The sequence below is a fragment of the Roseovarius arcticus genome, assembly GCF_006125015.1.
GTDB lineage: Bacteria > Pseudomonadota > Alphaproteobacteria > Rhodobacterales > Rhodobacteraceae > Roseovarius > Roseovarius arcticus.
In genome coordinates, this window is record NZ_SZZN01000001.1 from 2,091,365 (window position 1) to 2,114,502 (window position 23,138).

General features: G+C 62.0%; 31 protein-coding genes. 8 read left to right on the plus strand and 23 right to left on the minus strand.

Annotated features, from left to right (window positions below):
* Positions 1-68 precede the first annotated feature (68 nt).
* From MK6180000_RS09930 to MK6180000_RS09950, 5 genes are all read right to left on the minus strand, one after another.
* Positions 69-518, minus strand: coding sequence for a GNAT family N-acetyltransferase (locus tag MK6180000_RS09930; protein ID WP_138934588.1), 450 nt, complete (start codon positions 516-518; stop codon positions 69-71).
* On the minus strand, positions 515-1,159 hold the full coding sequence (locus MK6180000_RS09935) for a phosphoribosylanthranilate isomerase (protein WP_138934589.1): 645 nt from the start codon (positions 1,157-1,159) through the stop codon (positions 515-517). Before MK6180000_RS09935 ends, MK6180000_RS09930 begins: the two co-directional genes overlap by 4 nt.
* A gap of 6 nt (positions 1,160-1,165) precedes the next feature.
* Positions 1,166-1,516, minus strand: a complete 351-nt coding sequence (locus MK6180000_RS09940; protein ID WP_138934590.1) for a lipopolysaccharide assembly protein LapA domain-containing protein — start codon at positions 1,514-1,516, stop codon at positions 1,166-1,168.
* A 3-nt stretch (positions 1,517-1,519) separates the two neighbouring features.
* On the minus strand, positions 1,520-1,801 hold the full coding sequence (gene ihfB / locus MK6180000_RS09945) for an integration host factor subunit beta (protein ID WP_138934591.1): 282 nt from the start codon (positions 1,799-1,801) through the stop codon (positions 1,520-1,522).
* 233 nt (positions 1,802-2,034) lie between these two features.
* Positions 2,035-2,808 (minus strand): sulfite exporter TauE/SafE family protein, encoded by a 774-nt coding sequence (locus MK6180000_RS09950; RefSeq protein ID WP_138934592.1) that lies wholly within the window; start codon positions 2,806-2,808, stop codon positions 2,035-2,037.
* A gap of 189 nt (positions 2,809-2,997) precedes the next feature.
* Here MK6180000_RS09950 and MK6180000_RS09955 point away from each other — a divergent pair, with 189 nt between their 5' ends.
* Positions 2,998-4,692 carry an acyl-CoA dehydrogenase family protein gene (locus MK6180000_RS09955; protein WP_138934593.1) on the plus strand — a complete coding sequence of 565 codons (1,695 nt, stop codon included), beginning with the start codon at positions 2,998-3,000 and terminating at the stop codon, positions 4,690-4,692.
* 101 nt (positions 4,693-4,793) lie between these two features.
* Here MK6180000_RS09955 and MK6180000_RS09960 read toward each other — a convergent pair whose 3' ends face one another.
* Entirely contained in the window at positions 4,794-5,489 is a 696-nt protein-coding gene (locus tag MK6180000_RS09960) for a fumarylacetoacetate hydrolase family protein (RefSeq protein ID WP_138934594.1), read from the minus strand.
* A 29-nt stretch (positions 5,490-5,518) separates the two neighbouring features.
* Between MK6180000_RS09960 and MK6180000_RS09965 the strand changes: the two genes are divergently transcribed.
* On the plus strand, positions 5,519-6,319 hold the full coding sequence (locus tag MK6180000_RS09965; protein ID WP_246040481.1) for a DUF1045 domain-containing protein: 801 nt from the start codon (positions 5,519-5,521) through the stop codon (positions 6,317-6,319).
* Between the two features lie 32 nt (positions 6,320-6,351).
* Here the strand turns inward: MK6180000_RS09965 and recO are convergent, their stop codons facing one another.
* The 12 genes from recO to folK all read right to left on the minus strand — a co-directional run bounded on the left by recO (position 6,352) and on the right by folK (position 15,776).
* Complete coding sequence (gene recO, locus MK6180000_RS09970; protein WP_138936441.1) at positions 6,352-7,086, minus strand: DNA repair protein RecO; 735 nt, start codon at positions 7,084-7,086, stop codon at positions 6,352-6,354.
* 60 nt (positions 7,087-7,146) lie between these two features.
* Complete coding sequence (locus MK6180000_RS09975) at positions 7,147-7,479, minus strand: DUF1491 family protein (protein ID WP_138934595.1); 333 nt, start codon at positions 7,477-7,479, stop codon at positions 7,147-7,149.
* A 52-nt stretch (positions 7,480-7,531) separates the two neighbouring features.
* Positions 7,532-8,437, minus strand: a complete 906-nt coding sequence (era, locus tag MK6180000_RS09980) for a GTPase Era (protein WP_138934596.1) — start codon at positions 8,435-8,437, stop codon at positions 7,532-7,534.
* Between the two features lie 88 nt (positions 8,438-8,525).
* A complete protein-coding gene (gene rnc / locus MK6180000_RS09985; protein ID WP_138934597.1) occupies positions 8,526-9,233 on the minus strand; it encodes a ribonuclease III in 708 nt (235 codons plus the stop codon).
* Entirely contained in the window at positions 9,230-10,060 is an 831-nt protein-coding gene (gene lepB, locus MK6180000_RS09990; protein ID WP_138934598.1) for a signal peptidase I, read from the minus strand. The genes rnc and lepB overlap by 4 nt, the downstream gene beginning before the upstream one ends.
* Positions 10,061-10,129: 69 nt before the next feature.
* Positions 10,130-10,549: a holo-ACP synthase gene (acpS, locus tag MK6180000_RS09995; RefSeq protein ID WP_138936442.1), complete on the minus strand. Its 420-nt coding sequence runs from the start codon at positions 10,547-10,549 to the stop codon at positions 10,130-10,132.
* 19 nt (positions 10,550-10,568) lie between these two features.
* Complete coding sequence (locus MK6180000_RS10000) at positions 10,569-11,003, minus strand: ABZJ_00895 family protein (protein WP_138934599.1); 435 nt, start codon at positions 11,001-11,003, stop codon at positions 10,569-10,571.
* On the minus strand, positions 11,000-11,746 hold the full coding sequence (locus MK6180000_RS10005; RefSeq protein WP_138934600.1) for a pyridoxine 5'-phosphate synthase: 747 nt from the start codon (positions 11,744-11,746) through the stop codon (positions 11,000-11,002). The genes MK6180000_RS10000 and MK6180000_RS10005 overlap by 4 nt, the downstream gene beginning before the upstream one ends.
* Before the next feature lie 80 nt (positions 11,747-11,826).
* Positions 11,827-12,498, minus strand: a complete 672-nt coding sequence (locus MK6180000_RS10010) for a DUF2062 domain-containing protein (protein ID WP_138934601.1) — start codon at positions 12,496-12,498, stop codon at positions 11,827-11,829.
* Between the two features lie 19 nt (positions 12,499-12,517).
* Positions 12,518-14,653, minus strand: coding sequence for a RelA/SpoT family protein (locus MK6180000_RS10015; RefSeq protein ID WP_138934602.1), 2,136 nt, complete (start codon positions 14,651-14,653; stop codon positions 12,518-12,520).
* Between the two features lie 90 nt (positions 14,654-14,743).
* Positions 14,744-15,097: a DNA-directed RNA polymerase subunit omega gene (gene rpoZ, locus MK6180000_RS10020; RefSeq protein WP_138934603.1), complete on the minus strand. Its 354-nt coding sequence runs from the start codon at positions 15,095-15,097 to the stop codon at positions 14,744-14,746.
* A gap of 109 nt (positions 15,098-15,206) precedes the next feature.
* Positions 15,207-15,776, minus strand: coding sequence for a 2-amino-4-hydroxy-6-hydroxymethyldihydropteridine diphosphokinase (gene folK, locus MK6180000_RS10025; protein WP_138934604.1), 570 nt, complete (start codon positions 15,774-15,776; stop codon positions 15,207-15,209).
* A 174-nt stretch (positions 15,777-15,950) separates the two neighbouring features.
* On the opposite strand from folK, the gene MK6180000_RS10030 reads away from it, so the two are divergent.
* A complete protein-coding gene (locus MK6180000_RS10030; protein WP_138934605.1) occupies positions 15,951-16,523 on the plus strand; it encodes a LabA-like NYN domain-containing protein in 573 nt (190 codons plus the stop codon).
* On the opposite strand, the gene MK6180000_RS10035 is transcribed toward MK6180000_RS10030, so the two are convergent.
* Positions 16,505-17,653 carry a TIGR03364 family FAD-dependent oxidoreductase gene (locus tag MK6180000_RS10035; RefSeq protein WP_138934606.1) on the minus strand — a complete coding sequence of 383 codons (1,149 nt, stop codon included), beginning with the start codon at positions 17,651-17,653 and terminating at the stop codon, positions 16,505-16,507. The genes MK6180000_RS10030 and MK6180000_RS10035 overlap by 19 nt on opposite strands.
* A 133-nt stretch (positions 17,654-17,786) precedes the next feature.
* Between MK6180000_RS10035 and ispH the strand changes: the two genes are divergently transcribed.
* Genes ispH through MK6180000_RS10060 form a run of 5 tightly spaced genes read left to right on the plus strand, consistent with a single transcriptional unit; the run spans position 17,787 to position 20,853 of the window.
* On the plus strand, positions 17,787-18,737 hold the full coding sequence (gene ispH / locus MK6180000_RS10040) for a 4-hydroxy-3-methylbut-2-enyl diphosphate reductase (protein WP_138934607.1): 951 nt from the start codon (positions 17,787-17,789) through the stop codon (positions 18,735-18,737).
* On the plus strand, positions 18,734-19,186 hold the full coding sequence (locus MK6180000_RS10045) for a DUF3429 domain-containing protein (RefSeq protein ID WP_138934608.1): 453 nt from the start codon (positions 18,734-18,736) through the stop codon (positions 19,184-19,186). Before ispH ends, MK6180000_RS10045 begins: the two co-directional genes overlap by 4 nt.
* Positions 19,183-19,776, plus strand: a complete 594-nt coding sequence (locus MK6180000_RS10050) for a class I SAM-dependent DNA methyltransferase (protein ID WP_138934609.1) — start codon at positions 19,183-19,185, stop codon at positions 19,774-19,776. The genes MK6180000_RS10045 and MK6180000_RS10050 overlap by 4 nt, the downstream gene beginning before the upstream one ends.
* Positions 19,769-20,233, plus strand: coding sequence for a ribonuclease HI (rnhA, locus tag MK6180000_RS10055; protein ID WP_138934610.1), 465 nt, complete (start codon positions 19,769-19,771; stop codon positions 20,231-20,233). Before MK6180000_RS10050 ends, rnhA begins: the two co-directional genes overlap by 8 nt.
* Positions 20,230-20,853: a trimeric intracellular cation channel family protein gene (locus MK6180000_RS10060; protein WP_138934611.1), complete on the plus strand. Its 624-nt coding sequence runs from the start codon at positions 20,230-20,232 to the stop codon at positions 20,851-20,853. Before rnhA ends, MK6180000_RS10060 begins: the two co-directional genes overlap by 4 nt.
* 8 nt (positions 20,854-20,861) lie before the next feature.
* Here MK6180000_RS10060 and MK6180000_RS10065 read toward each other — a convergent pair whose 3' ends face one another.
* Genes MK6180000_RS10065 through def (MK6180000_RS10080) form a run of 4 tightly spaced genes read right to left on the minus strand, consistent with a single transcriptional unit; the run spans position 20,862 to position 23,055 of the window.
* A complete protein-coding gene (locus tag MK6180000_RS10065) occupies positions 20,862-21,104 on the minus strand; it encodes a hypothetical protein (protein ID WP_138934612.1) in 243 nt (80 codons plus the stop codon).
* Positions 21,105-21,114: 10 nt separating this feature from the next.
* Positions 21,115-22,032: a methionyl-tRNA formyltransferase gene (gene fmt / locus MK6180000_RS10070; RefSeq protein ID WP_138934613.1), complete on the minus strand. Its 918-nt coding sequence runs from the start codon at positions 22,030-22,032 to the stop codon at positions 21,115-21,117.
* Between the two features lie 2 nt (positions 22,033-22,034).
* On the minus strand, positions 22,035-22,532 hold the full coding sequence (gene def, locus MK6180000_RS10075; RefSeq protein WP_138934614.1) for a peptide deformylase: 498 nt from the start codon (positions 22,530-22,532) through the stop codon (positions 22,035-22,037).
* Positions 22,533-22,536: 4 nt separating this feature from the next.
* Entirely contained in the window at positions 22,537-23,055 is a 519-nt protein-coding gene (gene def / locus MK6180000_RS10080) for a peptide deformylase (RefSeq protein WP_138936443.1), read from the minus strand.
* Positions 23,056-23,138 lie beyond the last annotated feature (83 nt).

The window sequence follows — 23,138 nt, forward strand, 5'->3', positions numbered from 1 at the left end:
CTTTCATAACGTGCGCTTGCGCCATGAATATGAGACGCAGGCGCGGTTTTCCAGCAAAAAGGCGGCGCTTAACTCAAGGCTAGTTTGAACCCGGTATGCGATGGCACAAAGCCGAGCGATTCGTAGAACCGATTGGCGTCAGCGCGCTGAGCGTTCATCGTCAACTGTACCAGCGCGCAGCCTTCATTGCGCGCGCGTGCTATCGCGTCCGCGAACATTTGGCGCCCGATGCCCTGCCCTCGCATTGATCCGGCAACACGCACACTCTCGATCTGTGCACGCCGCGCGGCGCGCAGGGATAGCCCGATGATAAAGGTGATCTGGTAGGTGGCGATCACGCCGCCCGCCGCATCGGTGCCCACGATCAGTGTATTGCCAGCCTCGCCCGCCATGTGGTCAAACGCCGCCAGATACGGCGCCAGATCTCCTGCCTCGCGGGCCGCGCCCAGCACGTCGTCCGCCAGCAAGGCCACGACTTCGGCAACGTCCTCACGCCGCGCCGTGCGAAATTCAATCACCCTCGCGCCGCTGCGACAAAGGCGCGCATCAGCTCCGCATCCTTGACGCCCGGCGCACTTTCGATGCCCGAGCTGACGTCAAGCTGCAGCGCACCTGTCCGCTCTACCGCCTCGGCGACGTTGCCTGGTGTCAGCCCGCCCGCCAGCATCCATGGCGACGTCCAGCGTCGCCCAGCGATCAGTGACCAGTCAAAGGCAAGTGCGTTTCCGCCCGGCAGGGCCGCGCCCTTCGGCGGCTTCGCATCGATCAGCAGTTGGTCAGCAACGCCCGAGTAGAGGTCGATCTGCGCAAGGTCGTCCGCATCCGCGATGCCGATCGCCTTCATCACCGGCAGGCCGTAGCGGGCCTTGATCTCGGCCACGCGCACCGGCGTCTCGCCGCCGTGCAGTTGCAGCATGTCCAGCGGGACGGCGGCCGTGAGCGCGTCCAATGCAGCGTCATCCGCATCAACAGTCAGGGCGACCTTGGCGATTCCGTCCGGCGCCGCAAGCGCCAGTGCCGCTGCCGCCGCGTGACTGACGTTCCGCGGCGAGCGCGCAAAGAAGACAAAGCCGACGTACTGCGCGCCCGCAGCCGCCGCAGCGGCTACGTCCACGGGCGTTTTCAGCCCGCACATTTTAATACGAATGTTGTGGCTCATGTCGCCTCAGCGGCCAGTGTCCAACAGAGCGATGACTTCATCGCTGCCCTCGTGCTTTTCAGCCTTGAGGCGCTTGATCTCTGCACGCAAGCGGGTCATCTCGCGCGCTTGGCGGACAGCAGCGGCACGCTCGCCTGCTTCGCGAATCCACTCCCAGATGAACCCCAAGATGAGGCCAGCCAGAATCCCGCCAAAGATGACCACGAAAAGTGGCACCTCACGCGCGGGGCTCAGAGCGGTCAGTCCAGTCAGCTCGTCCGGCACCATTCGAATCGGCACATAGACGCGATTGGCCAAGGCTATGAGGATCAGGGCCATCGCAAAGATGGCGATCGAGGCGTAGCGAATGTAGCGCATGTGTTACTTTCCGTTCAGGCGGTCCCGCAAAAGCTTGCCGGTCTTGAAGAAGGGGACATGTTTCTCCTCCACAGGAACGGATTCGCCGGTACGCGGGTTCCGCCCCGTACGCGCATCGCGCTTTTTTACGGAAAACGCGCCAAAGCCACGCAGTTCCACCCGGTTACCCGATGCCATCGCATCGGTGATCTCGTTGAAGACGGTGTTTACGATCCGCTCCACATCCCTTTGGTATAAATGCGGATTTTCATCGGCAATTTTCTGAATCAATTCCGATCGGATCATTGGTTCAGTCCCCCCAGTCGTTTGCTTTTCGCCTTTGCGGCTTTTGCCAGACTATAGATCGAATGAAGAAAAACAAAAACAGAAAGCGCCGCGACGGGCATGAAATCTGTCGATTCTGCCCATCCAAGTGCATTTGGCCGTCCAATTAACGCGTGTCGAGAGGGAGTTAGCCAGCATGGATCAGCCACAGGCGAGCCGAACGGCTGCCGATTCGCACTCTGAGGGCAATGGCGTCAGAGCGTAAAGATAGCGCGCCTCAGCAAGTTCAGTCCCGCGATTAACAAGATCCAAAGCGTCAACCGTTTGAACAGTTTCTGATCGATGCGGTCCTGAATTTGAAAACCAGTCCAGATACCAAGCAGCGCGGGCGGCACCAGCGCAATTGACAGTGGCAACGTTTGCGCATTCAGCACGCCGGACGCGATGTGTGCTGCCGCGAGCGCCAACGCCCCAAGGCCATAGAGCACCCCCTGCACGCGCACCTGCTCGCGCTTTTCTGTCTCCATCGACGTCAGCATGGCGACCGTAATTGGCCCCCAGACGCCCGACAGCCCGCCGATAAACCCCGCCGCGCCGCCAAGGCCCATCTCAACGCGGCGCCCCGGATGCGTTGGCAGGCGCAAAGGATACCCGGCCAGCGTCGTGCCCGCATAGCTCACCAGCGGCACCGCGATGATAAGCAATAACACCGACGGTGGCAGCATCGGTACTAACTGAGCGCTCAGCATTAGCATTACGCCGCCGGCGATCAAAAATACCCGAAACCGCACGACTGACGCGACCGCCGCCGCACTCCCTTGCCGCAGCGCCTGCCACGCATTTGTCAGCAGGGTCGGCACAATCAGGCAGGCCAGCGCCAGATCAGGCGCGACAAAGGTGCTGAGGCCTGACAGCAGGATAAGTGGCATCGCAAAGCCGACAACGCCCTTTACCACGCCCGCGCACAGCGCAATCGCATAAGCAAAGAGCCATAGGTCTGGCGGTCCAAGGGCGGCGAAAATCTCCATCGGGCGATCCATACGCGGGAATTTGCGGCAGGGGAATGGGCAGGCGCGCTCAATATGCGCTCAAATGCCGCGCAATATTGCATCAAAACTCAGCGCTCATTTGTCTTATAGTTGCGCTGCGCTTGCAAATAGTTGCGCTGCACTTGCAAAGTGATTAGGACGGGCAGCACGTAGAAAAAGGATCGCACGATGGCGCATGACGGACAAATCGACCTGGCAGATCAGACCCCCTTGCTGGACAATCTGGTGGACCTTACCCGCGCGGCCATCGCGCCTGTCGAAGCCATTGTCGCTGCGGCCAAGTCCGCCGTCCGCGCCCTCGTTACCGAGGACGGCCGCGTATCGAGCGCGCTGGTGGACCAGCAGCAGACGGCTGCACACGGCCTTGCGTGGCTCGCCACTTACGCCGAGGCGCTGCGCCAGATGCAGGCTTGGGCGGATCGCCTGACCGAGGCTGGCACCTTTGGCGAGGTCGAGGCGTTGATCCATCAGATCGCCTTTGGCGAGTACCTGTGGCAAATCTACGGCGGCATCCCGATGAGCCAGGGTGAAATGCTGCGTCTGCAAGATATCGGCCTGACCCAAGACGACATGCGCGCCCTCATGACCCCCGAAATCATGACGCTGACCCAAGGTGGCAATACGCAAGCCGCGCGCACGCGCCTCGTCGCACTAATGCAGGAACGCGCCGCCGAGATTACCGTGGGCCGCACCGGCCTCGATGATGAGTTGGAGATGATCCGCGAGCAGTTCCGCCGCTATGCCGTCGAAAAGGTCGAGCCCTACGCCCACGACTGGCATCTGAAGGACGAGCTGATCCCGATGGAGATCATCGATGAGCTGGCGGAAATGGGCGTCTTTGGCCTGACCATTCCCGAAGAATTCGGCGGTCTGGGCCTGAGCAAAGCCTCAATGGTCGTGGTCTCCGAAGAACTTAGCCGTGGCTATATCGGTGTCGGCAGCCTAGGCACGCGCAGCGAGATTGCGGCCGAACTGATTATCTGCGGCGGCACCGACGCGCAAAAGGCGCACTGGCTGCCCAAGCTGGCCAGCGCGGAAATTTTGCCCACAGCGGTCTTTACTGAGCCGAATACAGGTTCGGATCTGGGTGCCCTGCGCACCCGCGCCACCAAGGACGGCGACGACTACCGCGTGACCGGCAACAAGACGTGGATCACCCACGCCGCCCGCACGCATGTCATGACGCTGCTTGCGCGCACCGACCCGGACAGCACCGATCATCGCGGCCTGTCGATGTTTCTGGCCGAGAAAACCCCCGGCACCGACGCGGACCCTTTTCCCACCGAGGGCATGTCGGGCGGCGAAATTGAGGTGCTGGGCTACCGCGGCATGAAGGAATACGAGATCGCCTTTGACGGCTTTCATGTCAAAGGCGAGAACCTACTGGGCGGCGAGGAGGGCAAGGGCTTTAAGCAGCTAATGGAGACATTTGAGAGCGCACGCATCCAGACCGCTGCACGCGCCGTGGGCGTCGCGCAGTCGGCGCTGGACGTGGCGATGCAATACGCGCAGGACCGCAAACAATTCGGGGGCGCGCTGATCGATTTCCCACGCGTTTCGGGCAAGCTTGCGATGATGGCGGTCGAGATCATGATCGCGCGCCAACTGACTTATTTCAGTGCGTGGGAAAAAGACGCAGGGCGCCGGTGCGACGTCGAGGCCGGCATGGCCAAGCTGTTGGGCGCGCGTGTCGCATGGGCGGCTGCCGACAATGGGCTGCAGATTCACGGCGGCAACGGCTTTGCGCTTGAATACAAGATTAGCCGCATTCTGTGCGACGCCCGCATCCTCAACATCTTTGAGGGCGCGGCAGAAATTCAGGCGCAGGTCATTGCTCGGCGGCTACTGAGCCAGAGCAACTGAGCAGTCCGTCATAGAAAACACCAACCGGCGCTTATCTCAGCGCCGGTTTTTTTGTTGGCGAAGGATAACTAAGCGCCGCCCTAGGAAGGTCGTTCCAAAAGCTATTTGACAATCGTCAGCGTAATCGGCTCCAGCCCCTCGATCGCGCCATTCAAGACGCTGCCCGGCACCACGGGGCCTACCCCCGCAGGCGTCCCGGTATAGATCAGATCGCCGGGTGCCAGATGGTAGAACCGCGACAAGTGCGCGATGATCTCTGGTACGCTCCAGATCATGTCCGAAAGCCGCGCCTCCTGCACCCGCTGCCCGTCTAGATCGAGGGTGATCGCACGGCGACCAACCTCGCCAAACTCAGCCGCAGGCGTGATCGCACCCATCAGCGCTGAATTCTCGAAATCCTTGCCCAGATCCCATGGCTTGCGCCCGTCCTTTGCCTTGGCCTGCAAATCGCGCCGGGTCAGGTCTATGCCGCAAGCATAGCCATAAACGGCGTCAAGTGCGCGTGCCTCAGCTACATCATGCGCCTCCGCGCCGATGGCGATCACCAACTCCATCTCGTAGTGGCAGTCCTTTGTGCCCAGCGGATAGGCAATCTCGCTTCCCGGCGGAATCACGGCATGTGCCGACTTGGTGAAATAAAACGGCGCGTCGCGGTCCACCTCGTTGCCCATCTCGGCTGCATGCGCGGCGTAGTTACGTCCTACGCAAAACACGCGGCGCACGGGGAAAACCTGATCCAAGCCAGCGATTGCAACGCAAGGCGCAGGCGGGACATCAAATAGCGGGGTAGCAGGCATGAGCGAAATCCTTTTGCTTTGGCGAAGTTATGGAGCGCAAGCTGGCGTCTGTCAAAGTCGCGTATCGCTATTGGGGCGCGCGCCGTGCGATGAAGGGCGTTATGCAGCCTCAACATGGATCACCGCCGCCGATGCCTGACCGTCTCTTTCGCAGATATGCCATCTATTATACCCCTGCGCCGAGTCCGCTGGCACGGTTCGGGGCCGCATGGCTGGGACACGATATCGCCTCTGGCACCTCCGTGTTTCATCCCCAGAACATCAAAGGCCTGCCCGCCGCCATCACCGACTTGACCGAAACGCCCCGACGCTACGGATTTCACGCGACGATCAAACCGCCCTTCCGCCTCGCGGCGGATGCATCACCGGAGGCGTTGATGGACGCGCTGGAACAGTTTTGCGCAGACCAACCGCCAGTCGCGCTAGACGGAGCAGAGCTTGCGCGATTTGGGCGGTTTCTGGCCATTGCGGCTACGGGCGACACGGCCGCGCTCACCCGGCTCGCGGCCCATACCGTCCACCAATTTGACATATTCCGCGCGCCGCCAAACGCGGCCGAGATCGCGCGCCACCAGCGCCCGCAGATAAGCGCGGCTGAGGCCAAAAACCTGCGCCTTTGGGGCTATCCGCACGTGATGGAGCAGTTTCGATGGCACATGACCCTGACTGGTAAACGTCCGGCGCGCGAGACGGCGCAGATCCAGACCGCCCTTGCCCCGATCATCGCACCGATGCTGGCGCCGCCGCCCGTGATCGACGCGCTTAGCCTTGTGGGCGAGGACGCGGATGGCGGTTTCCACCTGATTCACCGCGCACCCCTGCGCGGCTGACGGGTGCCCGCAGCTGGCCTCGGCGTGAACACTTAGATCGCTGCCCGCGCCGAGAACCGCTCGACAAATCTGGCGCGCGCCTCCGGCAACGGCTTGCCGCCCAGTTCGTGCGCCAGACGGTTGCGCAGAAAATGTCCCGTCAGCGCAAAGCCTTCGGCAATCTCGGCATCGGGCGCGGTGCCGTTTCCCAACAGGCACGGCGGCAACGGTAGAAGGCGGTCAGCCCATTCGCCCGCGCCCGTGCGCGACACCGCGCGGCCCGTCCGCGGCGAGACATAACTAAGATCGTTGGCGCGCGCGCCCATGACAGCGCAAGCGCTAAGGTCGAGGCCATAACCCAACTCCTCCAGCAGCGCCAATTCCCACCGCAGATAGGCCAGCGGCCAGATATCGCTGTCACCCATAAGGTCCATCAGCGTCTCGGTCCGCGCATAGAGGGGCGCGTGCGCCTCGCGTTCCGGTAGGGAAAAGAGCAACAAAGACGTCACTGCATTCAGGCCCGCCAGTGCCAGCCGGTCGTTCATCACATGCACGGCGCGCGAGCGTACAGGCTCCACCGTGAACGTGCCGATATGATCCTCAAGCCGGGCGCGCCACGCCAGATCCAGCTGCGCGCCGGGCTGCAAGATGGGGGCCAGTTTGCGCGATGCGCCGCCGCGCACGACGCCGGCGTGACGGCCATGTGCGGGCGTCAGCACCTCAATGATTGCGGCGGCCTCGCCATGCCTGCGCACCGACAGCAAGATGCCCTGATCGCGCCATTCTATCATCCGCCCAACTCCTCCTCCGCGCCATGAGGCACGTGCAGCAAAGCTATGACAAGCATCTCAATCGGCAAGGCCGGGCTGATCCAGCAGGTGGCGGCCTGCGCGATCTTCAACCTCGATCACCCACAAATCGGGATCAAAGTTGCGTTGGCGGGCGATGGCCGCGTCTACATCTGCCTCAAGACCACTGACAAGCGCGTCCCACTTGCGCGCGCCCGACATCAGATCGAAACTGCGCTGAAAGGCTGACGCCTGTCCATCAAGTGTGTTCAGTTTGACCAGAACTGCGCCGGATGTGTCGTCGCCATGGGCGGTGACGAAGGCGGGGATATTCAGCGTGCGCAGACGCGCGAGGTAGGCGTGGACCCAGAAATCTGCCGTCAGACGCGTCATGAGCGCGGCGACGTCGAAGTAGTCAGGGCATGATTAACTACGTTGCTGCGCATCAATTGCCGTCCTTGAAGTTCAGGCCCATCTCCGAATAGCGCTCGGCATCTTCCAGCCAGTTCGGACGCACCTTAATCTGAAGAAAAAGATGGACACGGCGTCCGAGAAATTCCTCAAGCTCCACTCGGGCGGCGGCGCCGACCTGCTTGATCGTCTCGCCCTTGCGGCCCAGCACGATGCCTTTGTGCCCGTCACGCATGACATAGATCAGTTGGTCAATGCGCGCCGATCCATCCTCGCGCTCCTCCCAGTTTTCCGTCTCGACGGTCAGTTGATAAGGCAGTTCCTGATGCAGACGCAGCGTCAGCTTTTCGCGGGTAATCTCGGCGGCGATCATGCGCACGGGCAGATCTGCAATCTGGTCTTCGGGGTAGAGCCATGGACCGTCCGGCAATTGCTGGCTTAGCCAGGTGCGCAGGGCGTCGACGCCGTGACCCTTTTCCGCCGAAATCATGAATGTCTCACTGAACTCGAACCGCTCGTTCATGTCCTTGGTCAGCGCCAAAAGTGCGGGCGACTGGACGCGGTCAATTTTGTTGATCGCAAGCGCGACCTTGCGGCCCTTTGTGACATTCGCAAGGTTTTCGAGGATGCGCTGGACCCCCTCGGTGACGCCGCGATTGGCCTCGATCAGCAGAACTACGACATCGGCGTCTGCGGCCCCGCCCCAAGCGGCGGCGACCATGGCGCGATCCAAACGGCGGCGCGGCTGAAAGAGACCCGGCGTGTCGACAAAAATAAGCTGCGCGTCGCCATCTATGGCGATGCCGCGAATGCGCGCGCGCGTCGTCTGCACCTTGTGCGTGACGATGCTGACCTTGGCGCCGACCATGCGGTTCAGCAAGGTCGACTTGCCTGCGTTCGGCTCTCCGATCAGGGCTACGAATCCGGCGCGTGTGCTCATTGGGTTGTTATCCATCGGTTGCAAGCCGCAGCACTACCCGATCGGCGCGCCCTTGCCCAGAGGCTGCGGCGTTACGCGCACTTGCAGGTTACTCTGGCGGCGTTGTTGCGCTCGCCGCGCTCTCTAGTCGCTCAAGGAGGGCTTTGGCGGCCACCTGTTCTGCTAAGCGCTTTGATCCTGCTGTCGCCGATTCGGTGGCGCCACTCTCTAGCTGCGCTGTGATGGTGAACACCGGGGCATGATCTGGCCCCTCGCGCGCGGTCTGCACATAGCGCGGCGGCGGCATTCCGCGCGCCTGCGCCCATTCCTGCAACGCCGTTTTGGGATCGCGCGCATCGGATTCGACCGCGTTTATGCGGCCCTCCCAAAGCCGCATGATCATAGCGCGCGCAGCATCGAACCCGCCATCCAGGTAAACCGCTGCGATAACGGCCTCCATCGCGTCGCCCAGCAGCGCCTCCTTGCGGCGCCCGCCTGACAGCATTTCCGAGCGGCCCAGCTTCAGCACTTTTCCAAGGTCGATCTCGCGGGCAACGCTTGCGCAGGCCTCCTTGCGCACCAGCGCGTTAAAGCGGGGGGCAAGCTGCCCTTCGCTGGCGCCCGGATCATGCGCCAGCAGCGCCTCGGCCATGACAAGGCCCAGCACGCGGTCGCCCAAAAACTCCAGCCGTTGATTATCTGAGCGGCTGGGCGACGACATGGAGGGATGCGTAACCGCCTCGATCAATAGGGACGGTTGGGCAAAATCGTGCCCGACGCGTTCTGCGAACGCAGACAGATCGCCCGAGAGCTTCAATCGAGCCTCTTAAAGAAGCGGTCCCCCCGCCATGTCCAGAAATAGAGCATGGAGCTACCTGCGGACGAGAATATAACGCGGTCCGCGCGTCCGATCAGGTTTTCATAAGGCACGAATCCAACGCCCCCGACCGTCTGCGCATAGCGGCTGTCGGTAGAGTTGTCGCGGTTGTCGCCCATGAAGAAATAATGTCCCTCAGGCACCGTAAACACGCCGGTATCGTCCGAGCGTTGATCGTCGATGTTCAGGATGCTGTGCGCATGGCCGCCCGGCAGCGTTTCGATCTGGCGGGATTTGGCGCAAAGGCCGCCCTCGCCCACGACGCCGTTTTCGCAGCGGGGGCGACTTTTCATTGATCCTTGGGGTTCGTATGTTTCGTCGAAGCTGCCAGCATCCTCTAGCTGGACCGCCTCACCATTCAGGTGCAGCACGCCGTCCTTCATCTGGACGGTATCGCCGGGCATCCCGATCAGGCGCTTGATGAAATCCTTGTGATTAACCGGGTGGCGAAAGACGATGATGTCGCCGCGCACGGGCTCCCCGCCCCAGATGCGTGTATTGTCGCCGTCCAGAAAGCCGCAGATTTTCTCGGCGTCCAGATCAAGGCCGGCAAAGCGGATCGACGGGCAAGACGCGTAGGAATAGCCGTACGCCATCTTGTTCACAAAGAGGAAATCGCCGATCAGCAGCGTATCCTTCATCGACCCGGATGGGATCCAGAAAGGCTGAAAGAATAGCGTGCGGAACACGCCCGCGATCAGCAGGGCGAACACCACCGTCTTGATCGTTTCGATGATGGGATTGCCTGTCTTGGCCTCGGATGCCATGCGCGGTCTCCGCCTATGCAAATGGGTGCTGTAATTCGAGTTGCTTCATGAGCGCGGGGGGCGCCCAAGTCAACCCGCGCCGCCGCCTGTGATGTCGGGCCGGGCCTCAATCACGACAAAGGCTTGCGCCCATGGGTGGTCGTCGGTGAGCGTGACGTGTATGATTGCACTGTGGCCCGGCGGAGTCATTTCCGCCAGACGTTCGGCGGCCCAGCCAGTAACCTGCATGACAGGCTGGCCAGTGGGCAGATTGCTGACGGCCATATCCTTCCACGCGATACCCATGCGCAGTCCGGTGCCCAGCGCCTTGGAACACGCCTCTTTGGCGGCCCAGCGCTTGGCATAGGTGCCGGCGGTATCGGCACGCGCCTCGGCCTTGCGCTGTTCGATATCCGTGAACACGCGTGTGCGGAAACGGTCGCCGAAACGCTCCAACGTTCGCGCGATCCGCTCAATGTTGGCCAGATCGGTGCCGATCCCAAGGATCATGGTGCGCGCCGCTGCCGCGTCACTGGGTGCCCGCGCCATTTCGCCGCGTTTCCTCGTTCCGCACGCCAAGGCCCAGGAAGAAGCGGTTCGACAGAAAATAAACCAATGCATGGACGCCAAGCAGTATCCAGAAGGCGCGCGTGCCGACCGGTGCGATACTCTGTGCAGACGCAGCAGGGATCAGCTCAGAGCCTGCATAGCTGAGCGTGACGTTCAATGCGATGGCCAGCACGGTGGCCAAAAGGACAAAGTTCCATGTCTCGGACGGGTTGGGCGCGCGGCCCTCCTCGCGAACGAACGCGCGGCCCTCAAGCAGCGCGGCAATCATTGCGGGTGCCAGAAGCTGTCCTGATGAGCCCAGCTGCGCATCCGCCCATGTGTTCAGCGCGAGCACGACAAGCGCCGACAGGACGGCGATGCCTAGAAAAACGCCAGTATAACGCAGGTAATTCATCGGGCCGCATCCATCAGGCGGCGCATCTCGGCTATGGCAGGGCCAAGACCTATAAACACCGCCTCGCCGATCAGGAAATGGCCGATGTTCAACTCGACCACCTCTGGCAGCGCAGCTATCGGTGCGACGGTGTCAAAGGTCAGGCCGTGGCCTGCGTGGACCTCAAGGCCCAGCGAATGGGCGTAGGTCGCCATCTCGCGCAAGGATGCCAGTTCGGAATCGCGCGCGTCAAATCGGCCCTCGGCGTGACTGTCGCAGTAGGCGCCAGTGTGCAGCTCGACAATATCGGCTCCGATCCGGGCGGCTGCCTCAATCTGGGCCGCGTCCGCGCCAATGAAAATTGACACCCGGCAACCTGCATCGTGGAGCGGCGCGATGAAATGGGCCAAGTGGTTCTCATCGCCCGCCACGTTCAATCCGCCCTCGGTCGTACGCTCTTCGCGCTTCTCGGGCACGATGCACACAGCGTGAGGTTTATGGCGCAGCGCTATCTGTGCCATCTCATTGGTCGCTGCCATCTCGAAATTCAGCGGGACCGTGAGCGCTGCCATTAACGCGTCGATGTCATGGTCCAGAATATGGCGGCGGTCCTCGCGCAAATGCGCGGTTATGCCGTTGGCGCCTGCCGCCTCGGCCAGCAAGGCGGCGCGCACGGGGTCAGGTACAGTGCCGCCGCGTGCATTGCGGATGGTCGCGACGTGGTCGATATTTACGCCGAGGCGCAGCTTGGAATTGTCTGGCATGGCTCCCCCCGGAGTGTCGATGGCGCAGTTAGGACTATAAACGGAAGACTGGCGCAAATCACGCGGGCGTCAAGCGGCGATCAGCCCTCGCTGGCAGAGTGTGACGCTTTGGCATCGTCGATTGCGGCCTTTTGCTTCAACGCGATCCATTTCGCCTTCAGCTTGGCCTGTCGGCGCTTTTGGTAAACCATCAGGACGGGCAGCGAGACGTAATAGGCGACCAGCCCAAAGATCAGGCCCATGACGAGGCCGCCAATCATGTAGGGTTGGAACACGTCGTGATAGAACACGATCAGCTTGCTCCAATTGGCCTGTTCGGGGCTGAACATTGCCAGAAAATTGTGCTTGAGGTCTGCCGCAGCGCCGCCGAATTTTTCGGCTAGGGTGCGATCAACCTCATCGGGCAAGCGCCCGCCCCTGCCTAGCAGGAAATGCCCGGTCTGAAGCGAGCTGGCCGCGATCGCCAAAAACGTCAGCGGATTGCCCACGAAGGTCGCCAGCAGCGAGGCGACGATATTGCCGCGCATAATCTTGGAAAGCGAGGCGGCCAATACGAAGTGAAGCCCGAAAAAGGGAGAGAACGTCACAAAGACACCTGCAAAGATGCCTCGCGCGATCCGGTGCGGCGGGTCAGGCAGCCGTGTCACGCGGTATTGCACGTACCGCGCCGCGCGCGTCCATCCGCCCTTGGGCCAGAAGAAACCTGCGGTGGCCCTCCAGACGGATCTTCTGTCTCGTCGCTTGAAGACCAAGGGGCGTCCTCTTTCGGTTTCAGGTTACGCCCTTGCCGGTGGCACGGGCGGTATCGCGGTGACGCTCGATCTGGGCAACGTCGCTATCGGCGTCCAGCACGCTGATGACGCTATGCAACTGCTCGGCGTCTCGTACTTCGATTTCGGCCAGAATGCGGTAAAAATCCGGCTTCCGGTCAATGAACGTCAGGTCGGAGATATTTGCGTTACACTCTCCGATCAAGGTGCAAATGCGGCCCAGCACCCCTGCGTCGTTGCTCATGGTGATATTCAGAGACACCGTGTAGTCTGCCGCATGGGTGCCCGAATGCCACGCAAGATCGATCCATCGCTCGGGCTGCGTCTCGTATGCTTGCAACGTGTCGCAGTCGATGGCGTGGACGGTGACGCCCTGTCCGCGAAAGGTAATGCCAACGATCCGCTCGCCCGGAAGCGGCTCGCAACAACTCGCGCGTTTGAACCGCTGGCCTGCATCAAGGCCGATAACGGCGCGGTCGCGGCCCACCTCCTCGCCGCCCTGCGGGGCGAGGTCGGGATAGACGGCGCTCACCACGTCGCGCGCTGTCAACTCGGCGCTGCCAAGACGCGCCAATAGCGATTCGGGGCCTTTCAAGCGAAGATTACGCGCCGCCGCAGATAGCGCCTTGTCGGTCGCACGTTTGCCCACATGCTCGAACGCGGCACGGGCCAATTCGCGGCCCAACTTGATATAGCGGCCACGATCCTGCTCGCGCAGGGAGCGGCGGATGGCCGATTTCGCCTTGCCGGTAGTGGCGACGTCCAGCCACGTAGATTGCGGCGTTTGGCCATCGGCGATGATAACCTCGACCGACTGGCCATTCTTGATCCGGGTCCAGAGTGGCACGCGCATCCCATCGATCTTGGCGCCGACCACCGCATTGCCGATGCGCGTGTGGATCGCATAAGCAAAGTCGATAGGTGTGGCGCCGCGGGGTAGCTTGATCACGTCGCCTTTAGGCGTGAAGCAGAACACCTGATCGGAATACATCTCCAGCTTGACCGCCTCAAGGAAGTCGGCGTGATCGTCGCCCGACTCAAGCTGGTCTGTCAGAGTATCGATCCACTTTGTCGGATCGACGGCAAATGGGTTTTCGACACGCACGCCGTCGCGGTAGGACCAATGCGCTGCGACGCCCGATTCGGCGACGTCGTGCATCTGGCGGGTGCGGATTTGCACCTCCACCCGCTTGCCGTCGCGGCCCGATACCGTGGTATGGATCGAACGGTAACCGTTTGATTTGGGCTGGCTGATGTAGTCTTTGAACCGGCCCGGCACAGCGCGCCAGCGCTGATGGATCGCGCCCAGAATGCCATAGCAGTCAGCCTCAGACGCGCAAATGATCCGAAATCCGTAGATGTCGGATAGGCGTGAAAAGGCCAGGTCCTTTTCCTGCATCTTTCGCCAGATAGAATAGGGCTTCTTCGCGCGGCCCAGCACGTCGGCCTCAATACCGACCTTTGCCAGCTCTTTGCGGATGTCGGCTGTGATGCGTGTAATCACGTCGCCCGATTCGCGTTGCAGCGTGATAAAGCGCCGCATGATCGACGCGCGCGCTTCAGGGTTGATCACGCGAAAGGCCAGATCCTCTAGCTCTTCGCGCATCCACTGCATGCCCATACGGCCCGCGAGGGGCGCATAGATATCCATTGTCTCGCGCGCTTTTTGCACCTGCTTGTCGGGACGCATTGCCCTGATCGTGCGCATGTTGTGCAGCCGGTCAGCGAGCTTCACCAAAATGACTCGCAAGTCCTTGGACATAGCGATCAATAGCTTGCGAAAATTCTCAGCCTGCTTGGTTTCACTGCTGCTAAGCTGAAGATTGGTCAGCTTGGTCACGCCGTCGACCAGATCGGCGATCTCGGTGCCGAACGTCTCACTAATCGCAGCATAGGAGGCGCGCGTATCCTCAATCGTGTCGTGCAAAAGCGCAGTGATCAGGCTGGCGTCCCCCAGCCGCTGCTGGGCAAGGATCGCGGCCACGGCGACGGGATGCGTGAAATAGGGCTCGCCGGAATGGCGGACCTGGCCCTCGTGCATACGCTGGCCATAGTCATAAGCGCGGCGCAGCAGGTCTTCGTCGCAACGCGGATTGTAGGTGCGGACCAGCGCGATCAGGTCATCGGCAGTTATCATGTGATGCGCCTGCCGCGCCCGCGGCCCTTTTGCTTGGGGCTAGCCAAGGGGCGGGGCCGTTTGGCCCTGCCCTGCTTGGCTTTGGCCCGCTTAGCCTTGACCTTGTGCCTTCATCAGCTCGCGCAAAAGGCGCTCTTCGGACATGTCGTCATCGGCCGGTTTATCAGCCTCGCCGCCCATGAGCAGCGCCATCGAGTCCTCTTCGGGCTCGTCGACCTCAATTTCGGTCTGGTTCGACTCGATCATACGCTCGCGCAGATCGTCCGCGCTTTGCGTCTCTTCTGCGATTTCGCGCAGGGCGACGACGGGATTTTTGTCATTGTCGCGGTCCACCGTCAGCGGCGCCCCTGAGGAGATTTCGCGCGCGCGGTGAGAGGCGAGCAGCACCAGATCGAAACGGTTGGGAACCTTGTCGACGCAGTCTTCGGTCGTTACGCGGGCCATAGGACCTCCGGATTTGAGAGCGATAGATTGTTAGTGCACGCGTGACTCGCATGCCGAGTTCACGTGTAAACCTGCTGTCTAAGCGGCGATGCGCCGAGGTGCAAGTGCGTTATGCTAAACGCTGGACGGCGCGCACATCAGCCTGCGGCAAATCGGCGACCATTTCGCGCACAGTGCGCCCCAGTACCGGGTGCTGCCAGTCCGGCGCGACATCCGCCAGCGGCACCAGAACAAAGGCTCGTTCGTGCAGACGCGGGTGCGGGAGGATCAATTGATCGGGCGCGCGCTCCATCTGCGCGCTCAGCGGCAGGTTGCGCCACTCATCGTAGCCAGTCGCGTCCGGCAGCACCTGCGCCCCGCATGCCAGCAGGTCCAGATCCAATGTCCGGCGGCCCCAGCGACGCACCCGCGTTCGGCCAAACAAAGCCTCGACGCGGTGCAGCAGCGCCATCATCTCATCCGGCGCGGCATCAAGACCGATGTTCGCGGCAGCATTTACATAGTCGGGACCCGCGCCGACAGGAAAACAGGGCGTGGTGTAAAACGGGCTGAATGCGTGGATAGTGGCCCCCGCATCGGCCACAGCCTTCAAGGAAGCACTCAGCGTTTGAGCGGCAGAGCCCGCCTCGGACGGCAAATTTCCGCCCAAAGCAATGAGATAATTGTCAATTGTCCTCACGTAACCTACCTTTCTAGGGACCTTTCCTGCCTTGTCGCGCGTTAGCAACCTTAATAGGTCCCACGCTTCGTCATCAGGGGTTCGTTCCCGTTTCGAGAAAATTTCATATACCGCAACGGCCACCTCGCGACCCACCGCCGCATCGCGACAGCGCCTCGCTAAAAGGATATTCAGATGTTCTATAAGGACGAGAGATTAGCTCTCTTTATTGATGGATCAAATCTATATGCTGCGGGCAAGGCTCTTGGCTTTGATATTGATTACAAACTACTGCGCACCGAATTCATGCGCCGTGGTAAGCTGCTTCGTGCGTTCTACTATACCGCCCTGCTGGAGAATGACGAATATTCGCCCATTCGCCCGCTGGTTGATTGGCTAAATTACAACGGATTTTCCATGGTCACAAAACCGGCCAAGGAATACACGGACAGCCAAGGCCGCCGCAAGGTGAAGGGCAATATGGATATCGAGTTGGCCGTCGACGCGATGGAACTCGCACCGCGCGTCGATCACATTGTCCTGTTCTCTGGCGATGGAGACTTCCGGCCCTTGGTCGAATCATTGCAGCGCCAAGGCGTGCGCGTGTCGGTGGTGTCGACTATCCGCAGCCAGCCGCCGATGATTTCGGACGATCTGCGCCGCCAGGCCGACAATTTCATCGAACTTGCCGATCTCAAAGACGTCATTGGCCGTCCGGTGCGCGAGCATGTGCCAGACCGCAAAGCCGACTACGAGACGCAAGACTGAACTGCCCAGCCGGTGATGGTCTGAATGGTCTCTTTGGCCAACTGAAAGCTGTGCGTCATTCCCTGTCCGTTTGTGACGGTTACTGCAGTGACGCCCGGTGCGGGGGTGAGGCGCAGTGAGGAATGGCCCGGCATATAGGCATAATTGCCTACCCAGCGCTCCGCGATCCGGCGATCTGGCAGGGTCAGGACCTGATCGAGTGCGTTCATAATCAGATCATCCACTTGTGCCGGATAGTCCGGTGCCGCGCCCGCACCATAATGGTGCGAATCGCCCAAAGTGACACTGCCATCTGCCTCTTGGGCGGCTATGATATGAACGCCGTGGGCCAGCGCATCCGCTTGGTGCGCGGCCTGATGCGTTTTCAGTGCAGGCAAACTGGCGCAATCCGCAAATGCGCTATACCGCGCGAGACTCAGACCACCCAGCACGAAAGGGCCCAGCCGCCAATCCGCCGGTTGCGGCGCCGTACGTAACATCTGCAAACGGCAGGTGGTAACGCTGGTTTCCCGCCATGCGTTCGGATGCAGGCGCGCAAAGTCGTCGCCGCCGCAGATCACGATATGTTCAGCACGCCATTTGCTATCTGCAGTCACAATCCGCCCATCCGCCGCCTCGCAGACCTCGGCGCCAAAGTGGAACGTGACGCCAAACTCTCGCGCCAGCCAAGCCGTTATTGCGGCCAGCGCGCCTCGTTGATCCACTTTCCAAGCGTCAGGGCTATAAAGCCCGCCCAGCGCGCCGGCGTTCAGACCAGCCGCACTTTCATGAACCCCTGCCCCGTCCAGCAGCGTAAAATCTTGCCCATGCGCGTCCGCCCCAACGGAACATTCAGCCAGCACCGCCATCTCTTCGGGCTGGCGCGCGACAAAAAGGCAACCCGCCTGCCTAAGGGTCAACCCTGCGCCCGCCGCCACTTCGCGCCATGCATCCAGCGTGGCGCGTGCACTGTCCAGCTCCGGCCCGGGCCGCTGCGCCACAATGGCCAGCATCCCGAAATTGCGCACCGATGCGCCATTTGCCACGGTGCCGCGCTCGAACACGGCGACGCGCAAACCGGCCCGCGCGCCCTGCCACGCATGTGCGAGGCCCAGAATACCGCCGCCCACAACCGCCAGATCGTATGTCATACAATACCTCCCCTGCTCCGCGCGTTCAGTCTTGCGTTTGTAAGCCGCAGCCCGTCAAGTCCGCGTCATTTCCGCCGTCCCCTCTGGACGCAGCCCGCCGCGTCCCTTACCTCTGCGCCGCAAGGAGCGTGCCATGACAAATCCACCCCTCACCCTTTATCTCGCGGCGCCGCGCGGCTTTTGCGCGGGCGTCGACCGCGCGATCAAGATTGTCGAGATGGCGCTGACCAAATGGGGCGCGCCCGTCTATGTGCGCCACGAGATCGTTCACAATAAATACGTCGTCGATGATCTACGCGCCAAGGGCGCGGTTTTCGTTGAGGAATTGGACGAGTGCCCAACTGATCGCCCGGTCATCTTTTCGGCCCACGGCGTGCCCAAAGCCGTGCCGCAAGAGGCGGACCGCCGCCAAATGATCTATGTCGACGCCACCTGCCCGCTGGTGTCGAAGGTCCATATCGAGGCCGAGCGTCACCATGAGGCGGGTCTTCAAATTATCATGATCGGCCATGACGGCCATCCTGAGACAATCGGCACAATGGGCCAGCTGCCCCCCGGCGCCGTCCTGCTTGTCGAAACTGAGGCAGACGTGGCCGCGCTGGACGTGCGCGATGCGGATGCGCTGGCTTACGTCACGCAAACGACCCTCAGCGTGGACGATACCATCGGGATCGTCGCGGCCCTGAATGAGCGATTCCCGGCCATCAAAGGCCCGCACAAAGAGGATATCTGCTACGCCACCACCAACCGGCAGGCGGCGGTCAAGGCGATGGCAGCCGAATGCGAGGCGATGCTGGTCGTCGGCGCGCCAAACTCCAGCAACTCGCGCCGTCTGGTCGAGGTGGGCGCGCGCGCCGGGTGCGGCTATGCCCAGTTGGTCCAGCGCGCCGCCGATATCGACTGGCGCGCGATCAAGGGTGTTCGAACCATCGGCGTAACGGCAGGCGCGTCGGCCCCCGAGGTACTGGTGAACGAGGTGATTGAGGCGCTTCAGTCGCGCTATGACGTCACCATCAAGCAGGTCGAAACAGCCGTCGAAAACGTCGAATTCAAGGTGCCCCGCGTGCTGAGGTCGCCCGCATGACCCGCATACCCCGCTCTGCCATGATCCTCGGCCTCGCCGGGCTCATCCCCTTCATCTGGGGCGCGATCACTGTGTTGCAGCCCCCCCTCGCTGATTGGACGATCCGCGCAATTGGCCCGCGTTTTGCCGGGCCTTACGTCATGCTGTTCTACGGCGCGATCATCCTCGCGTTCATGTCTGGCGTCCTTTGGGGATTCGCGACCAAGCTGGAGGGCGCGCAGGCAGCCGCCGGGTACACCCTGGCAGTTATCCCGGCGCTCTGGGCGTTTTTTACCACCGGGGGCGGGCCGTCAAGTGCGGGCATCTCGTTGATGGCCGGTTTCATCGGCCTGCTGGGCCTCGACTGGCTTTTCTGGCGTTACGGCGTCGCGCCAGAGTGGTGGATGCACCTGCGCATATTGCTGACGGCGGTTGTGCTGGCCTGCCTCGCCGTGGGGGTATTTGCATGAGCAGCGACGCCGAAACCCTTGCCGTTTATAGCGCAAAGGCACGGGATTATGCCGACCTGACCGTGGATTTGGAAGGTGACAAGCATCTCGCCGCCTTCATCCAAGCGGTGCCCACCGGCGCACGCGTTCTTGACCTCGGATGCGGTCCGGGCCGGGCAGCAGGCCAAATGGCGGCCAAAGGCCTTGCGGTCGACGCCACTGACGCTGTCGCCGAAATGGTTGCGATGGCCGGTGCGCGACCTGGCGTTACCGCATGGCAGGCAACGTTTGACGATATCTCTGGGGATGCGATCTACGATGGCATCTGGGCCAATTTCAGCCTGCTGCATGCCCCGCGCGGCGACATGCCACGCCACCTCGCGGCCCTGCGACGCGCATTGAAACCCGGCGGCCTATTTCACATCGGCGTCAAAACCGGCACTGGCGAGGCGCGCGACAGCATCGGCCGCCTCTATACATTCTACAGTGAGGACGAATTGCGCAGCCTGTTGTCTGCCGCCGGCCTCGCACCACATGCTAGCTGGACGGGCCGCGACATCGGCCTCTCGGGCGAGGCGTCCGACTGGGTCGTGGTGCACGCCCATGGCTAAGCTCTTTGCCTATACTGACGGTGCCTGCTCGGGCAATCCCGGCCCCGGCGGTTGGGGCGCGCTTTTGCGCGCGATGGACGGCGGCCAAATCGTCAAGGAACGCTGCCTAAGCGGCGGGGAGGCAAATACCACCAACAACCGGATGGAGCTGCTGGCGGCTATCAATGCGCTGGAAGCGTTGGCGAAGCCTTCGACCCTGACCATCATCACCGATAGCCAATACGTCAAAAATGGCGTCACCGGCTGGATCCATGGATGGAAGCGCAACGGCTGGAGAACCTCCGCCAAAAAGCCCGTAAAGAACGTCGAGCTTTGGCAGCGGCTGGATGAGGCCCAAGCCCGCCATGACGTGACTTGGGAGTGGGTCAAGGGCCACGCAGGCCACCCCGAAAACGAGCGCGCGGACGAGCTTGCCCGCGAGGGGATGGCCCCGTTCAAGAAAGCGCCCGCCAGATGAGCGCGCCTGTCTTGCTTGATTATGCTTCGGTCTTGATTTTCGCGCTCACGGGTGCGCTGGTAGCCAGCCGCGCGCAGCTCGATATCGTCGGCTTTGCCTTTGTCGCATGCCTCACGGCGGTGGGCGGCGGAACCCTGCGCGACGTGCTGCTTGACCGCAATCCAATCTTTTGGATGGGTGATCCGACCTACATCCTTATCGCGTCAACAGCGGCTGCGCTCATTTTCTTCACTGCACATCTGGTCGAAAGCCGCTATCGCTGGCTGCTCTGGCTCGACGCTTTCGCACTCGCCGTCGCGGTCCCGGCGGGCGTGTCTGTCGCGATGCTAATGTCGCAGCCAGCGCCGATTGTCGTGCTGATGGGTATGGTCACTGGCTGCATGGGCGGTCTGATGCGCGATGTGGTCATCGGCGAGGTGCCGCTGGTGCTGAAACAGGGGGAACTATACGTCAGCGCCGCCTTCGCAGGGGCGCTTGCCGCTGTGCTGCTCGCACAGGTCTGGGCCGATCCACTGATCGTGCTTGGCGGTTGCGGCGCCGTTACATGGGCCCTCCGCGCCGGATCGCTCAGCCTTGGCTGGTCCCTGCCCGTCTACAAGACGCGCCCACCTCGCAAATAGCGCGTCGCTTAGCGCCGACCGCGCCAGTGAAATGGCACGATTATTAACGCACCAATCGACGATACAATCGCGTTCAGTCCTGACGATCCGAAGCCAAACCCAAACATCAGCCGCACAAAATAGAATAGGAACGCGCCGCCGATGCAGATGATAATCGACGCCAGATAGCCATTCTGCGTAAAGCCCGATTTTTCCGAGATATACCCGACAATTCCGGCGATCACGACCGTGCCCATGATGGTTGGAAACATGATGCCCCGCCTATAGCCGCGTTCCAGCAGGCAAAGCCATGCCGCGCAGAAACTCATCCGCATCCTGCGCACCGCGTCCAGCCCGCTGCAAGCGCAAAAGCTGCACCGCGCCTTGCCCGCAGGCCACCGTCAAAGCGCCGGGCACTGCAGCGACCAGCACCTCGCCTGGTGCGCCATGCCCCTCTGCCAGACGCGAGGCCAGCAGCTTGACCCGGGTACCGTCCACCTCGCACCACGCACCCGGAGACGGCGACAGACCGCGAATCTGCCGGTCCACCTCAGTAGCATCGCGACCCCAATCAACACGCGCCTCCGCCTTGTCTATTTTGGCCGCATAGGTGACGCCCTCCGTTGCCTGAGGCTGCGGAGCCAGACTATCCAGCCTCTCCAGCGCTTCGCAAATCAGCGGCGCGCCCATGGCGCTGAGGCGGTCATGGAACTGCCCGGTCGTCTCCTCCGTGCCTATTGGTGTCTCGCCGCGTAGCAGAACAGGGCCGGTATCCAGCCCCGCGTCCATTTGCATAATGCAGACGCCAGTGACCGCGTCCCCGGCCATGATCGCCCGGTGGATCGGCGCGGCACCGCGCCAGCGTGGCAGCAGGGACGCGTGAATGTTCAGGCATCCATTTCGCGGCGCGTCCAAAACAATCTGCGGCAGGATCAGACCATAGGCGACCACCACGGCGACATCCGCGTTCAGCGCGGCGAACGCCTCCTGAACTTCTTTCCCCTTCAGGCTGGATGGGTGGCGCACCTCCAGCCCCAGTTGCATCGCGCGGGCATGCACGGGCGTGGGCCGGTCCTTTTTGCCCCGCCCTGCCGGGCGCGGTGGCTGGCAATAGACAGCGGCGATATCGTGCCCCGCCGCGATCAACGCGTCCAGAACAGGGACTGAGAAATCGGGCGTTCCCATAAAAATAACGCGCATATCTAACCAACCCTCTTGCGTGCCTTGCGCAGCAGCATATCGCGGCGCAGTTTCGTCAGGCGGTCGAAATACATGCGTCCGTTCAGATGGTCGATCTGGTGCTGAACTGACGTGGCCCACAGATGGACGAAGTCGCGCTCTTCTATCTCGCCCGCCGCGTTCAAAAACCGCACCGTCACAGCGCGGGGACGCGCGACCAGCGCCGAAAGGCCCGGCAGGTTTGGGCTGGCCTCCTCATGCGGGCGCATCTCGGTGCTGGCGTGCAGCACCTCGGGGTTCGCCATACGGATCACGCGGCCCCGCTCGTCACTGGCATCCACGACGGCAAGGCGCAGCATCACGCCAATCTGCGGCGCGGCCAGACCGACGCCCGGCATCGCCTCCATCGTGTCGATCATATCGGACCAATGTGCCGCGATCTGGTCGGTGATGGCCTCAACCGGGGCGGCGGCGTTACGCAGCCGTGCGTCGGGCCAAGGGATGCAGCGGCGCACGCTCACGGTATCACTCCCGCGCCATTTCGCGTTTCAGTTTCTGCATCCTACGGGTGATTAACTGCCGCTTCATCGGGCCGATATGGTCGATAAAAAGCGTACCGTTCAGATGGTCAATCTCGTGCTGGACACAGGTTGCCCAAAGCCCGTCAAAACCGCTCGTTCGTTCGTTTCCGTCCATATCGATCCAGCGCACCTCTACCTCGGCAGGGCGGGTCACGTCGGCGAATTGATCGGGGATCGACAGGCACCCCTCCTCGTAGACATTTTGCGCGTCGGAACTGGCCGTCACCTCGGGATTAAACATCACCATCGGTTGCGGCGGCGCGCCCTCTTCTTTGATGCAATCCATCACAATCAGGCGGGTGAGAATGCCAATCTGCGGCGCAGCAAGGCCAATACCGGGGGCGCCATACATCGTCTCTAGCATGTCATTGGCCAAAGAGCGCAACTCGCCCGTCACATCTGGGACGGGATCGCACAGCTTTTTAAGGCGGGGATCGGGATGGATCAGGATGGGCATTTTCATGGGCTGCATGTAGGCCAAGCGGGCCTGCGGTGCAACGCCCCTTGCGCCCGGGATCAAACCGCGTAGCTTGCCTATGGACAGAA